The 12,355-nt window shown below is 58.8% G+C and carries 15 protein-coding genes; 6 read left to right on the top strand and 9 right to left on the bottom strand.

The features are described 5' to 3' along the window. The first annotated feature begins 204 nt into the window (after window positions 1-204). Window positions 205-864, top strand: a complete 660-nt coding sequence (locus HGP17_RS00745) for a glutathione S-transferase family protein (protein ID WP_168805026.1) — start codon at window positions 205-207, stop codon at window positions 862-864. Between the two features lie 51 nt (window positions 865-915). Here the strand turns inward: HGP17_RS00745 and HGP17_RS00740 are convergent, their stop codons facing one another. Continuing rightward, complete coding sequence (locus HGP17_RS00740; protein ID WP_168805024.1) at window positions 916-1,812, bottom strand: LysR substrate-binding domain-containing protein; 897 nt, start codon at window positions 1,810-1,812, stop codon at window positions 916-918. 108 nt (window positions 1,813-1,920) lie between these two features. On the opposite strand from HGP17_RS00740, the gene HGP17_RS00735 reads away from it, so the two are divergent. Then, complete coding sequence (locus tag HGP17_RS00735) at window positions 1,921-2,106, top strand: hypothetical protein (RefSeq protein ID WP_168805022.1); 186 nt, start codon at window positions 1,921-1,923, stop codon at window positions 2,104-2,106. Between the two features lie 4 nt (window positions 2,107-2,110). Here the strand turns inward: HGP17_RS00735 and HGP17_RS00730 are convergent, their stop codons facing one another. Next, window positions 2,111-2,455 (bottom strand): hypothetical protein, encoded by a 345-nt coding sequence (locus tag HGP17_RS00730; protein WP_168805020.1) that lies wholly within the window; start codon window positions 2,453-2,455, stop codon window positions 2,111-2,113. Between the two features lie 79 nt (window positions 2,456-2,534). Between HGP17_RS00730 and HGP17_RS00725 the strand changes: the two genes are divergently transcribed. After that, on the top strand, window positions 2,535-2,897 hold the full coding sequence (locus HGP17_RS00725) for an MmcQ/YjbR family DNA-binding protein (RefSeq protein WP_168805018.1): 363 nt from the start codon (window positions 2,535-2,537) through the stop codon (window positions 2,895-2,897). Window positions 2,898-2,914: 17 nt separating this feature from the next. Here HGP17_RS00725 and HGP17_RS00720 read toward each other — a convergent pair whose 3' ends face one another. From HGP17_RS00720 to HGP17_RS00710, 3 genes are all read right to left on the bottom strand, one after another. Then, window positions 2,915-3,430, bottom strand: a complete 516-nt coding sequence (locus HGP17_RS00720) for a hypothetical protein (protein ID WP_168805016.1) — start codon at window positions 3,428-3,430, stop codon at window positions 2,915-2,917. After that, window positions 3,402-4,031 carry a glutathione S-transferase gene (locus HGP17_RS00715; RefSeq protein ID WP_168805014.1) on the bottom strand — a complete coding sequence of 210 codons (630 nt, stop codon included), beginning with the start codon at window positions 4,029-4,031 and terminating at the stop codon, window positions 3,402-3,404. The genes HGP17_RS00720 and HGP17_RS00715 overlap by 29 nt, the downstream gene beginning before the upstream one ends. Before the next feature lie 151 nt (window positions 4,032-4,182). Further along, window positions 4,183-4,539, bottom strand: a complete 357-nt coding sequence (locus HGP17_RS00710) for a DUF4406 domain-containing protein (RefSeq protein ID WP_168805012.1) — start codon at window positions 4,537-4,539, stop codon at window positions 4,183-4,185. Between the two features lie 127 nt (window positions 4,540-4,666). Between HGP17_RS00710 and HGP17_RS00705 the strand changes: the two genes are divergently transcribed. After that, complete coding sequence (locus HGP17_RS00705; RefSeq protein ID WP_168805010.1) at window positions 4,667-5,422, top strand: DeoR/GlpR family DNA-binding transcription regulator; 756 nt, start codon at window positions 4,667-4,669, stop codon at window positions 5,420-5,422. A 254-nt stretch (window positions 5,423-5,676) separates the two neighbouring features. Beyond that, a complete protein-coding gene (locus tag HGP17_RS00700) occupies window positions 5,677-6,165 on the top strand; it encodes a DUF2127 domain-containing protein (protein ID WP_168805008.1) in 489 nt (162 codons plus the stop codon). 13 nt (window positions 6,166-6,178) lie between these two features. Here HGP17_RS00700 and HGP17_RS00695 read toward each other — a convergent pair whose 3' ends face one another. Further along, complete coding sequence (locus HGP17_RS00695; protein ID WP_168805006.1) at window positions 6,179-7,186, bottom strand: asparaginase; 1,008 nt, start codon at window positions 7,184-7,186, stop codon at window positions 6,179-6,181. A 285-nt stretch (window positions 7,187-7,471) separates the two neighbouring features. Between HGP17_RS00695 and HGP17_RS00690 the strand changes: the two genes are divergently transcribed. After that, window positions 7,472-8,890, top strand: a complete 1,419-nt coding sequence (locus HGP17_RS00690; RefSeq protein ID WP_168805004.1) for an MFS transporter — start codon at window positions 7,472-7,474, stop codon at window positions 8,888-8,890. On the opposite strand, the gene HGP17_RS00685 is transcribed toward HGP17_RS00690, so the two are convergent. From HGP17_RS00685 to HGP17_RS00675, 3 genes are all read right to left on the bottom strand, one after another. Further along, complete coding sequence (locus HGP17_RS00685) at window positions 8,871-9,869, bottom strand: NAD(P)H-quinone oxidoreductase (RefSeq protein WP_168805002.1); 999 nt, start codon at window positions 9,867-9,869, stop codon at window positions 8,871-8,873. The genes HGP17_RS00690 and HGP17_RS00685 overlap by 20 nt on opposite strands. A gap of 79 nt (window positions 9,870-9,948) precedes the next feature. After that, the gene (locus HGP17_RS00680) at window positions 9,949-11,754 is read right to left on the bottom strand and encodes an EAL domain-containing protein (RefSeq protein WP_168805000.1); all 1,806 of its coding nucleotides are present in this window, start codon (window positions 11,752-11,754) and stop codon (window positions 9,949-9,951) included. Window positions 11,755-11,964: 210 nt separating this feature from the next. After that, window positions 11,965-12,216, bottom strand: a complete 252-nt coding sequence (locus HGP17_RS00675; RefSeq protein WP_168804998.1) for a type II toxin-antitoxin system ParD family antitoxin — start codon at window positions 12,214-12,216, stop codon at window positions 11,965-11,967. Window positions 12,217-12,355: the final 139 nt, after the last annotated feature.

The raw sequence follows: 12,355 nt of genomic DNA, 5'->3' as shown, positions 1-12,355 counted from the left end.
CGCTCACGCTAATTTCCGAACGAAGGCTGGGGGTCGGCCGCATGATCTGCAAAGAATTGGGGCAGATGACGGATATTTTCGTGCTTGGACCACCGTGCGTGCGCCCATCCATCACGAGCTTTCATCTCAGATATCAGCCGCAAGGGCTTTTACGCGTTCGAGCTGCCCCATAAGGTCGCGCCTGACCGAATCTAGGAGACGCATATGCTGACGATCTACGGCGTTTATCGCTCGCGCGCTTCGCGCAATTATTGGATGGCCGGAGAGCTCGGTATCGAGTTCAACTCCGTGCCCGTCATCCAGGCTGGCCGGCTGCCCAACCCGCTTGCCGCCGATGCGCCGATCAACACGATGTCGCCGGAGTTTCTGGCGGTCAATCCGATGGGCATGATCCCCTGCATCAAGGATGGCGACCTCGTCTTGCACGAGTCGCTTGCCATCAACCTCTATCTTGCGCGCAAATATGTCGGTCCTCTTGCCGGCAAGACGGTGGAGGAAGAAGGGCAGATGTCGATGTGGACCATGTGGGCGGCAACGGAAGTCGAGCCCTACAGCGTCGCGCTCGTTCGCATCTATGACAACGCCCGGGAAAATAGCGAGCAAGGCAAGGCCGGCATCGCGGTTGCCTGCCGCTCGCTCAAGAGGCCGCTCGACGTGCTGGAAAAGCATCTGCAAGATCAGGACTATCTCGTCGGCAACCGCTTCACCGCCGCCGACCTCAATCTTGCGGAAGTGATGCGCTACGCCCAGACCGAGCAGGATTTGTTCGACGCTCGTCCGAAGATGAAGGCGTGGCTCGCACGCTGCCAGGCGCGCGATGCCTACAAGGCCATGCAGGCAACACGCGGCAAAGAGACGATCTGACAGGCGCCAAATTGCTTCGCGCAAAGCAGCACGCGACATGTGCGACGAGATTTATTGGAAGAGACGCATGCTCTCTTCCATTTCCTCGCGGATCCAGGCCTTGAAAGCGGTTACCTTCTTCGGTTCGCGCACGCTCTCGGCTGCAACGAAATAATGGCCAAAGCCGGTTTTGGCGCGAATGCCGAACGGATCGACAAGGCATTTCTGCTCGAGCGCATAGGCCGCCAGCGTCTGCCAGGCAAGCATTACGCCCTGCCCTGCCATAGCCGCATCCAGGCAGAGCGACGCATCGTTGAAAATATGCCGCTCTTCCATGCCGTGGCCCGATAACCCAGCCTTGCGCAACCACACATCCCAGCCGAACATCGCGTGCCCGTCGATGACGGCAGGCACTTTCAGCAGGTCGGCGGGCTCTTTCAGCGATGCGGCGATCTGTGGCGTCACGACGGGAAACACCTCCTGCGCCAGCAACAGCTCCGATTTGACGTCGGGCCATTGACCCGTACCGACCCGAATGCCGATATCGACATCCGATGTCGCCAGATTGATCAGGCGCGTGGTGGCATCGATGCGCAGACGGATATCTGGGTGGCGGCTGGCGAAGCGGTCGAGCCGGTATACCAGCCAACGAGCGGCAAACACCGGGGCCACCGATATGGTCAGAATGTTCTCGTCCTTGAATTGCGCCAGAGAGATTGCCGCCGAAAGCGCCTGAAAGCCTTCGCCAAGTCTCGCGAGCACCGCAATTCCCGCCTGCGTGATCGCCAGACCTCTCGGCGTTCGTTCAAAAAGCGGACGCCCGAGCTGCGCCTCTGCCTTGATGACCTGCTGGCTGACCGCGCCGACCGTCACGCCGAGTTCTTCCGCCGCCGCCTGCAACGAGCCCAGCCGACCGACCGCTTCGACGGCGCGCAGGCCGTTCAGATGAACATTGTTGAGGTTTCTCATTATAGAATATCTATAGGAGTGTCTCGGCATTCTCAATTGAACGACGGAAAGATAGGCGCGATTATAGCAGCGTGAAACGAGAAACTGCCGCCAATGAGGAGGCATGCCATGTCGATCGTGAAGCTTTTCTTCAGTCACCTTCTAGATGAGGCTCGCGAGCCGGACAATGATCCGCTGCAACATCCCTTGCTCGCAACCATGTCCTTGGAAGAACTCGCCGACTTGCCGCTGATGCCGGAAAACCTTGGGCGGCAGATTGAGAGCCAGCAGGCACATTTGAAACAATGCGCCTGATCTCTCAGGGCGAAACCCAATGATAGGTACTGAGAACGCGCCGATCGTCCGAGAGAGACACGGACCACGCCTCGAGGCCTAGGACTGAGTTCTCATACCATAGCCTTTCGGCACACGGGCTGACGCAATTGGCCAAGGCGTAACCGGGGTAGAGGTGGTCGGGTTTCTCGCGCGCCGTCGGAGACCCGAGCTTGCGAAGGACAACATCTTCCGTATCGCCCGCGATGATCGTACCGAAAGCGGCGCTCCAATTTTCATGATATTGGAAATGACCTGCTATAGTCGCTAGCAGCGCCGTGGCGATGATAAAGCTGGAAAGCGATACGCGGGCTTCGCGGCTCAATCGCATTGGCGACAGGTTCCAGGTTGTTTCCTGAAAATAGAGATATACTCTCTTTTTCGCATATACAATCGAACCGAGCGCAGGAATGGTAGTACACCTCAATATCGATGCCATTTTTCAGCGGGTTCAACGTCTTGCGTCCGCTGCTGGATTGCCTGACGTCGAAGCCGGGACGCATTACGGCCTGCCCGCTCTCAAAGTCGGCGGCAAAGCGTTCGTGACGATCAAGAACAACGAGACCATCGTGCTCTCGCTGCCAATCGATCGCAAAGAACAGCTCATCGAAATGGCGCCGGATATCTATTTCCAGACCGACCACTATGTCGGCTGGCCGTCCCTGCCCCTTCGTATCGCTGCGATCGGCGACGAAGAGCTGCAGCAACGTCTGATCGAGGCTTGGCAATACCGCGCGCCGAAGAAGCTGCGGGCGGCTTTTAACGAAGCATGACGTATGGCGTCCGCCGATTACGCTTCAACACTATTGAAATACTCGCGCACATCCAGTCGCGAACTGGTCGAAAACGTAATTCCTGCAAACTTCACAGGCTGCACCAGCAGCGCTAATTCGTGCGGGAGCGCTCCCAGCTTTTTTGGCTCATTCGGCACCGCGACAACCTCATATCCGTCAACTTTCTGGCGGGCAGTCCTGTGAATGTCGGTCCAATCGAAGACGAAGAAGCCGCGTCGAGCAAGATCAGTGAAGTCATCCGGGCGAGGAACCGTCACCAACAAATGCGCCTCGCCCGTTGCCACCATATCCTGAACCAACCGCTCGACGCGTCCGGACTCAGAATTCACCTGCATCAGGGCGTCCATCGGAATCGGACCGAAGCCTGCCGTAAGGAAGGCCGCCAACTGACCATTTTGATCAGTTGCCAGCCACATGCAGTCCATGTTTGCCGGATATGTTTTATCACTCATGGCCTGCCAAACCAGATCTCGCCACTCTCCATCAACCGGGATTACCTTGCTCGACTTCAAGTGCCTTCTTGACTGCGGGACGCTCGAGCATGCGCGCGTAGTGAGCGCTCACCTTGGGGAATCTGTTGATATCGACGTTGTCTACCGACAGCCACCGGGCCATGGTGAAAAGATAGCCGTCGGCGACAGTGTACTGGTCACCCATCACCCAAGGCCCCTTGAACATCTTGTCTTCGAGAAGCGCGAAGCTCTCGGCCATGGTCTGCGGCACCTTTGCTTTCATCGACTCGATGGCCGCCGCATCGTCGGTCCATCGCGCGCCGCGCGCCTTGTGCGAATGATTGATATGAACGGTCGATGACAGGTAGCTGTTGAACGATTGCATCTGGGCAAACTCAAAGGGATCGTCGAGCGGCGCAAGTTTCGCGGCCGGTACGATCTGGGCGATATAGGCCTGGATCGCGATATTCTCGGTAATCACGCCCTTATCGGTTACCAGTGCGGGAACGCGCCCTTTGGGATTGATAGCCAAATAGTCCGGCTGGCGCTGGTCGTTGTTGGCGAAAACGAGACGATGAGGCTCATAAGCCAGACCGGCTTCTTCCAGGGCGATGAGACTGGCGAGCGCACAGGTTCCAGGCGCAAAATAGAATGTCAGCATGTTTCATTCCTCGATTGGATTCCACGGGAAGCTAAAGGCAACCCGGCCAATACGGAAGTGGCTGGCGCGAATGGGCGCTACAAAAGGTTTTGATGATTCGGAAGCGATGCCCATCTCCATCGGCTGACTTGACGGAGATGGGCGATAGAGGTCAGGCGCAGCCGGGCACGTCTTCCAGCCTGTGCCAGACGGGAATGCCGCGCTCGCGGGCGATGCGGACGTCATTATCCGCCCCCTTGGAATCGCCCGGCAACCTCAACACGCCCTCGCAAAGCTGCAGCAGACGGCCCGCTGTCGGATGAAAAATCTCCTCGTAGAGATCGTCGCCGATGCTCTTGCCGCCGGCGGCGTGCCAGACCGGCAACGCGACCCATTCGCCGATCATCGGCAGATGCCCGGCCTTGAAGAGCGCATAGGACGGCTCTTCGAGGCGCTTGAGGTTTTCAGCCATCTTCTTTGGATCGTCGCCAGTACCGGAGCGATAAGGGCCGGCAATCAGGATCAACATGTCATGTCTCCATTTTTATACACCCGCTTCCTGCAGGAATTTGCACGAATATGCGCATATTTTCTTGAATGTCGAATCTAATCTGGTAAATTCGGGATTATTCGTGAAATATCGTGCAGAGACCATCATGTTGACCAGCCAACGCAAAGCCCTCCTTCTCGACAGATTGCGCCGAGACGGCCAGATCGTCGCCAAATCTCTGGCCGACGATCTCGGTCTGTCCGAAGACACGATCCGCAGGGATCTGCGGGAAATGGCGGCGGAAAAATTGCTGAAGCGGGTGCATGGCGGCGCTTTGCCGCTTTCGCCGGCGCTGCCGGATTTTACTGCGCGTCAGGCGGTCTCATCGGATGCGAAGCGGCGGCTCGGGGCCTATGCGGCCAGCATGATCCAGCCGGGGCAGACCGTATTCCTCGACGGCGGCACCACCAATGCCGAGATTGCGCGTCAGCTGCCTCGGGACCTCGCCGTCACCATCGTCACCCATAGCCCGACGATCGCGGGCGAACTGGAGCATCATCCGCTGGCTGAGGTAATCCTGATCGGCGGCAAGCTCTACAAGCATTCCATGGTCGCGACGGGCGCCATCACCATGGCCGCCATCGCATCCATCAGGGCCGATATCTTCTTCCTCGGCGCAACCGCCATCCATCCTGCCCGCGGCTTTTCGACCGGCGATTTCGAGGAAGCGGCCATCAAGCGGCATATCGCGCAATGTTCGGCGGAAACCTATGTGCTGGCGACGAGCGAAAAGCTCGACGCTGCCTCGCCATGCCAAATCCTGCCGCTCCAGAGTGTTTCCGGGCTGATCATGCCGGCGGAAGTTCCGGATGCGAGCCTCGCGCCCTATCGGGATAAGGAAATCCAGATCTTCCTGGCGTGACAAAGGCCTCACCTAGAGCGGTTCAGCTTTTCACGGAATCCTCGAACCGCTCTATCTCTTAGTTTTCGCGCAATTCCGGACGAAAAACCGCTGCGCACTTTTCTTGGAATTGCTCTAAAGCCATACGCTCTGCATTTCGTCGTCATCATCACGATGCCGTCGAAGATTGATCCTATGCCATCCGGATGGCGGCTCGCCTTGCCGTCACAGCCGATCGAACCTACCTCATTCCTGATCAGAGGTTGCGAGCGTCCATGAACGAACACCGCATTCACCAGCTCTTCGAAATCAGCGTCCTCTTAAAAGGGGCGCATGCGCTGATCGAGTGCGTCGGCGGCATCGTGCTGGCGCTCGTCAGCACCGAGTCCATTCTGCGTCTGGCAAACAGGATCACGCAGCCGGAGTTGCTGAACGATCCCCATGACTTCGTTGCAACGCATCTGCTGACATGGGCGCAGGATTTCTCCGTCGGCACCAAGAATTTTTACGCCTATTACCTGCTCAGCCATGGGCTGGTGAAGGTGCTGTTGGTGATCGGCCTGCTCAGAGGCAAAATGTGGGCCTATCCGGCATCGCTGATCGCACTGGGGCTTTTCATCGCCTACCAGCTTTACCGCTTCACCGATACGCATGGTATCGGGCTTATCGTCCTCACCGTCTTCGACCTCATCGTCATGGTGCTGATCTGGAAGGAATACCGGATCGTACGGCACCATCTGCCGGCAGGACAGGCTCGAGGCTGAAGACAGAGGCGGCTTATGCCATCAGGGCCGAAGCCGGCCTGATATCGCCGACATGAATGCCGTTCCAATTCTTGAAGGAGCGGCTGGCCATCGCCATCAGGCCGGCATGAACCGCGCTATCCTTCTCGAAAAAGCGGGCAAGCGCCGCCGCCACCATCACCTCCGCCGCACGGCCGGTGCCGTCATCGCATTTGAGTGCGACGGCAATCCCCTGCTCCGGGATCGCGGCGCAAAAGACGCCCTCGGCACCCGTCTTGACGAAGATGCGGCCCGGCGCGATCTGCATGAGCTTGGTGCAGGCACGATCTGTCCCGGCAACATAGAAGGGTTCGGCCATGCAGGCTTCGAACAGGCGGCGCGACGCCTTGGCGCGCAACGGCTCCAGGCCGACACCCGTCGCCATTTTGGCAAAGCCATGCGCCAGCCCCTTGAGCGGCACCGCATAGGTCGGAATTGAGCAGCCGTCGGTGCCGCAATTGTCATGGGCGAGAACTGCGCCAGTCAGGCTCTGCATCGCATCGCGGATCTGCTGCTGCAGCGGATGATCGTAACCGACGTAACCCTTCGGATCGATGTCCTGATGGCAGCAGGCGCAGACGAAGCCGGCATGCTTGCCCGAGCAATTATTATGCAACGCGGTCGGCTTATCGATCGTGCGGGCTTGATGGATGACGGTCTTGGTATCGAAGGACCAATGCGCGCCGCATTCGAGCGCCCCGACATCGCGACCGGCACGCTGAAGCATCGAAGCAGCCAGGGCGACATGTTCATCCTCGCCATTGTGAGAGGAACAGGCGAGCGCCAATTCCTTGTCGCCGAAGCCATAGGCATCCGCCGCCCCGCTTTCGACCAGCGGCAGGGCCTGCATCGCCTTGCAGGCCGAACGCGGAAAGACGCCACTTTCGATATCGCCCAGAGAGAAGACCACCTTGCCATCGCCATCGACCACAACGACGGAACCGCTGTGGCTGCTTTCGACCAGATTGCCACGGGTGACTTCGACGCAGACGGGATTGGACATGATGAAAGCGGCCTCTGATTTGCGGGATGGCCAGTGATAGCCTCTGCGTCCGGAATTGCCAATCGCCTGGCTGTCGATCCGCCGCCAAAGCTCGTCTCGGGAGCGTCGCTTGCTGCGTCAGCCGTCCCACACGCGCACCATGCCTTTGCAAATAAACCGAAACGCCGCGCGGCGAAGGTCGGTTAATTTTCCAAGTTTTTTCTTGTTTTATTTTGTAGCCTATGCAATTTTCCAATTAATATCTTTGAAAATAATCATCCCCTAGGAAATGCCGAGGACCCTCCGATGTCCGACATCGAAATTGCCACCCCATCCTCATCCGTCTTCACATTGTTTTCGCCTAACCTTCTGCCCGCGACACTCATGCTCGGCGGCGGCGTGACGCTTTACGCCGTCGAGTCCTACATCACCGCCACGATCGCCCCTTCGATCGTCCGCGACATCGGCGGCCTCGAGCTCTTCTCGTGGATGACGACGCTTTTTGTGGCCGCTGGCGTGCTCGGCTCGATCACCGTGGCGACGCGGCCGCAGGGCATGGGACTGCGCGCCGTTTATGTGGCGGCGGCGATCACTTTCGGCATCGGCAGCCTGGTCTGCGCCATTGCGCCGATCATGCCCGTGCTGATCGCCGGGCGCGCCATCCAGGGCTATGGCGCCGGGATGCTGTCCGGCCTCGCCTATGCCTTCATTCGCTTCGTCTATCCTGAAGTTCTGTGGCGCAAGGCCTCCACCCTCTATGCCGCCATCTGGGGTGTCGCCACGGTGCTCGGCCCGACGCTTGGCGGCTTCTTTGCCGCCGGCGGCGCATGGCGCGAGGCCTTCATCATCCTCGTGCCATTGACCGTCATCATGGCGCTCTCAGCGCGCTGGCTACTGCCAAACGTTGCCGACGACCGCGCCGACACGCGCACGCCGCTGATCCAGATCGTGCTGCTGTTGGTGGCGGTCCTGTTCGTCAATGTCGCGAGCACGATCGAGCATGGATCATACAAGACCATATTGATTGCGGCCTCCCTGGCGCTCGTCGCCGCGATGGTCGTCGTCGAACGGAAGAGCGACATCCGGCTGCTTCCCTATGGCGCCGTCATGCTGAGCAATCCGATTTCCGCGCTGTATCTGACGATGTTCACGCTGATGATGGTGCTGACCAGCGACATCTACATTCCCTATTTCCTGCAGACGCTGCATGGGGTCACGCCGCTGGTTTCAGGATATCTGGTCGCGCTTGTCGCCTTGGGCTGGACCATCGCCGCCTTTTTCAGCGCATCCTTTTCAGGCAGGCAGGCGGCAATCGCAATCATCTTTGGCTGCATTCTGGAAACTGCGGCGACCGCCTCGCTGATCCCGTTCCTGGCAACGGCAACGCCTTTCGACGGGGTTGCAGAGCTGGCGCCCGCCGTGATTTCCATGTTCCTGATGGGCTTCGGCGTCGGCCTCGGATGGGCACATCTAATCACCAAGGTCATCGCGATCGCTCGAAAGAGCGAACAGGACAAGGCTTCGGCGGCAATCTCGATGACCCAATCCCTGGGCGGCGCGTTCGGTGCCGCTCTCGCCGGCGTCATCGTCAACGGCGCAGGCCTCACTCACCCGGGAGGCACAGCCGGCAGCCTTTCGGCCGCCACCTGGCTTTTTGCGCTTATGGCGCTCCCGGGCCTGATCGCGATCGTGCTGTCGGTGACGATCAGGCCAGCGTCAGCATGATCTTGCCGATGTGATCGCTGGTCTCCAGCAGGCGATGTGCCTCGACCACGTCGTCAAAGGAAAACACCTTGTGAATGACGGGGGCAACCGTGCCCTCGTCCAGCAGCGGCCAGACCTGCGACACAAGATCGTCGCGAATGGCCCGCTTCTCCTCCGCCGTGCGCGGGCGCATGGTGGAACCGGTCACCGTCAGGCGCTTGACCATGATCGGCTGCAGATTTGCCTTTTCGGCCACGGCACCACCGAGGAACGCGATGATCGAAAGGCAGCCATCGCGAGCGAGCGAAGCAAGGTTCTTTTCGAAATAGGCAGCACCGATCATATCGAGAATGATATCGACGCCATGCTCCGTTTCCGCCTTGATGACTTCGGCGAAATCTTCCTGTTTGTAGTTGATGGCTCTCTTGGCGCCGAGCTTCTCGCAAGCCTCGCACTTTTCCTTCGATCCGGCGGTCGTGTAGACCGTGGCGCCGAACGCGCGGGCAAGCTGGATCGCCGTCGTGCCGATCCCGCTGGAGCCGCCGTGGATCAGCACGCTTTCTCCTTCGGTGAGGCCCGCCATCTGGAAGAGATTGGCCCATACGGTGAAAAAAGTTTCGGGCACGGCCGCGGCGCGCACGGCATCATAGCCATTGGGGAAACGGAGCGCCTGACCGGCAGGGAGCACGCAATATTCCGCGTAGCCGCCGCCATTGGCGAGACCGCAAACCTTGTTGCCGATCGAAAACTCCGTCACGCCCTGCGCGACATCGACGACTTCGCCGGCAATCTCCAGCCCCAGAATGGGACTGGCATCCTTCGGCGCGGGATAATTGCCCTGTCGCTGCGCGATATCGGGTCTGTTGACGCCGGCCGCTTCGACCCTGACGAGAATTTCCCCCGGTTTCAGCACCGGCAAAGGCTTGCGGCCGATGGTCATGACTTCAGGGCCGCCGAAGGACGGTAGATCCACGAAACGCATTTCAGTTGGCAAGGACATGGGGCGCTCTCCTCTCCCAGCAAAGCAGTGGAGATAGTTTAGCGCAGCGCGCTTGAAAAGGTGGCGCGGCGCCAGGGCGTCAATTCGTCTCGGTTAAACCGAGGAAAGCAACGCCGGCGGCGCTCTCTTTTGCCTTCGCCTTGATGCCGGCGATCGAGGTGCTGACGCGGTTGATGTTATCGATGACCAGCCCCTCGGGCAGTTGCAGGATGCCGATCGAGCAGCGCATCAACGGAAACTCCGCTTTGGCGCCACTGCGGTCATGCCCACGGATACGCCCTGCGGCGCGATCTTCCGGCGAGTAGAGCTCGAGCACATCGGCATGGAAATCGGCAAGCAGCCTGTCCAGAACCTCGCGCACCTCCTGCGTGCTCCAGCCGGAAACGCCGATAAAGAAATCGTCGCCGCCGACATGGCCGAGGAAATGCCGTTCAGCAAAGAAATAACGGCGCATCAGCGCGGCAAACAGCGAAATGGCATGGTCGCCGAGATGGAAGCCATAGGCATCGTTGAATGGCTTGAAGTTGTCGAAATCGCAATAGCAGAAGTGCCTGACTTCATCGCCATCGCGACCGGCATGCTGCATGAAATCATGGATCGCCCTGTTGCCCGGCAAGCCGGTCAGCGGGTTCTGGTCCTGGGCGATTTTCAGCTGTTTCTCGTTGATGACCTTGATGAGCGAGGCGGCCGAGACAATGCCGGCATAATGCGTGCCTTCGGTGACGATCAGGCAATCGCTGCTTTCCATATTGGCGAAGATCGCCATCAGCGTGTCGGCATCGGAATCAAGCCCGACGATTGGTGCCATCTCGACGAAATGCGAGATCGAACGTTCATAGACCTTGTTCTTCAGAAGATCGCGGCCGAAGGGCTGATAGATATATTCCTTCAGCTGATATTCGTGGATGATGCCGCGCGGCTCGTCATTGGCGTTGACGACCGGGAAGTAAGCACGACGCGGATTGCGGCGGAAAAGCTCGAAGACGCTGTCGATGCTGTCGCTCTCACGGATCGTCGGCAGGACCTCGATCTGTTTGCGGATGAGGATTTCATCGAGCGACTGACTATTGCGCACCGTCTTGCCCAGATCCTGGAGATGCGGGAAGCTCGGCTTCAGTTCGTTGACGAGGGTCGTCGGGCGGGCGATGAACCAGCCCTGCACGAGATCGACGCCGAATTCGCGACAGGTCAGGAACTCCGCCTCGGTCTCGATACCTTCCGCGATGACGCGCGTCCCAAGCACATGGGCGATATTGACGATGTTTCTCAGAATATGGCGCTTGCGGGCGCTGCGATCGATATTGACGATGAAATGGCGATCGACCTTGAGATAGTCGATCGGGTAGTCGGACAATAACTTCATTTCGCCATGGCCGACGCCGAAATCGTCGATCGCCAGCTTGAAGCCGGCATTGCGCATCTTGGCGACGAGATCGCCGAACTCGGGCACGATGGTATTGTCGAAGCGCTCGGAGAATTCGAAACATACGGAGGACGGCGCGATTCCGGCCTTTTTCATATGCTGCAGAAGGCTGTCGACCAGGACTTCTCCCCGCGGGATCAGACGAACATCGAGATTGAGAAAGAGCGTTGCCGAAGCGATGTTGGGAAGCGTCGCGAATTTGGCCAGCGCGCGGCTGGTGACCATCTGTTCCAGACCGAGAAGCTGGCCGGTGCGCTCTGCTTCATCAAGAATGTCGACGGGGGTTTCAAAGCCGATGCGCTCCTGGCCCCGCATCAAGGATTCATAACCGAAGACCGCACCGGTGCCGGCCTCGACGATCGGCTGAAAGGCATTCTCGATGACGAGTTTGGCGAGAGTGACGATCTGGTCGCTGGCATACCGGCGCAACACGCCCGGCTCGATTGCGGCAGTCAGGGACATGCCCATCTCCACTTGCGAATTCTTGACTCAAATTATTTTTGGTAAAACTTTGGATTTACCGCGTTTTCGGCCCAAGATGCGCCAGAACCATCAACGAAACCTTTCCCCTGTGTGAAAGTTTCGTGAATGGTAAAGCAATATTAACCATTTACAGGATGCTCCCGCTCTTGGACCAATATCCCGTAAATGGCAGCAATCAATGTCTCGCAACTAATTATGCGAGTGCTTCTCAGCCTCATAATCCGCGAACATGTCAGCGACGCAACGGCCACCACCTGCCGTCTTTTCCCGATAGTTTGCGGCGCTGCGTAAATCGTAAACGCCATCGCGCTTGCGGGCTGCATCCCACAGGCGAAGCGCTTCGCGCACGATTTCGCTGCTCGAGGCATAGGTGCCGGTATCGACCGCATCACGGATGCCGGCAGCTTGAAGCGGGGAGATGGAAACCGTTACCATTGGCATGATAGTCCTCCCTTGATGTTATCGGGCGGAATTTTCGCTAACAGCCTATTCCGCGGTGTTCAGCGGTGCCTTCGAAACATGTCCTTTCGACATGCATTTTCGAGATCGAGGCACCGTCGCTACATCAGTTCGGCGACGT

The sequence above is a fragment of the Rhizobium sp. P38BS-XIX genome, assembly GCF_012641435.1.
Lineage (GTDB): Bacteria > Pseudomonadota > Alphaproteobacteria > Rhizobiales > Rhizobiaceae > Rhizobium.
The sequence above is the reverse complement of the archived record's forward strand: the minus strand, read 5'-3'. Positions and strand labels throughout refer to the sequence as shown.

Excerpts from the sequence above, each read along its gene's own strand:
- HGP17_RS00730 (WP_168805020.1), bottom strand. The coding sequence starts at position 2,455 with ATGCGATTGAGCCGCGAAGCCCGCGTATCGCTTTCCAGCTTTATCATC.
- HGP17_RS00700 (WP_168805008.1), top strand. The coding sequence starts at position 5,677 with ATGAACGAACACCGCATTCACCAGCTCTTCGAAATCAGCGTCCTCTTA.
- HGP17_RS00695 (WP_168805006.1), bottom strand. The coding sequence starts at position 7,186 with ATGTCCAATCCCGTCTGCGTCGAAGTCACCCGTGGCAATCTGGTCGAA.
- HGP17_RS00675 (WP_168804998.1), bottom strand. The coding sequence starts at position 12,216 with ATGCCAATGGTAACGGTTTCCATCTCCCCGCTTCAAGCTGCCGGCATC.
- HGP17_RS00740 (WP_168805024.1), bottom strand. The coding sequence starts at position 1,812 with ATGAGAAACCTCAACAATGTTCATCTGAACGGCCTGCGCGCCGTCGAA.
- HGP17_RS00745 (WP_168805026.1), top strand. The coding sequence starts at position 205 with ATGCTGACGATCTACGGCGTTTATCGCTCGCGCGCTTCGCGCAATTAT.
- HGP17_RS00725 (WP_168805018.1), top strand. The coding sequence starts at position 2,535 with ATGGTAGTACACCTCAATATCGATGCCATTTTTCAGCGGGTTCAACGT.
- HGP17_RS00705 (WP_168805010.1), top strand. The coding sequence starts at position 4,667 with ATGTTGACCAGCCAACGCAAAGCCCTCCTTCTCGACAGATTGCGCCGA.
- HGP17_RS00685 (WP_168805002.1), bottom strand. The coding sequence starts at position 9,869 with ATGTCCTTGCCAACTGAAATGCGTTTCGTGGATCTACCGTCCTTCGGC.
- HGP17_RS00690 (WP_168805004.1), top strand. The coding sequence starts at position 7,472 with ATGTCCGACATCGAAATTGCCACCCCATCCTCATCCGTCTTCACATTG.
- HGP17_RS00735 (WP_168805022.1), top strand. The coding sequence starts at position 1,921 with ATGTCGATCGTGAAGCTTTTCTTCAGTCACCTTCTAGATGAGGCTCGC.
- HGP17_RS00715 (WP_168805014.1), bottom strand. The coding sequence starts at position 4,031 with ATGCTGACATTCTATTTTGCGCCTGGAACCTGTGCGCTCGCCAGTCTC.
- HGP17_RS00710 (WP_168805012.1), bottom strand. The coding sequence starts at position 4,539 with ATGTTGATCCTGATTGCCGGCCCTTATCGCTCCGGTACTGGCGACGAT.
- HGP17_RS00680 (WP_168805000.1), bottom strand. The coding sequence starts at position 11,754 with ATGTCCCTGACTGCCGCAATCGAGCCGGGCGTGTTGCGCCGGTATGCC.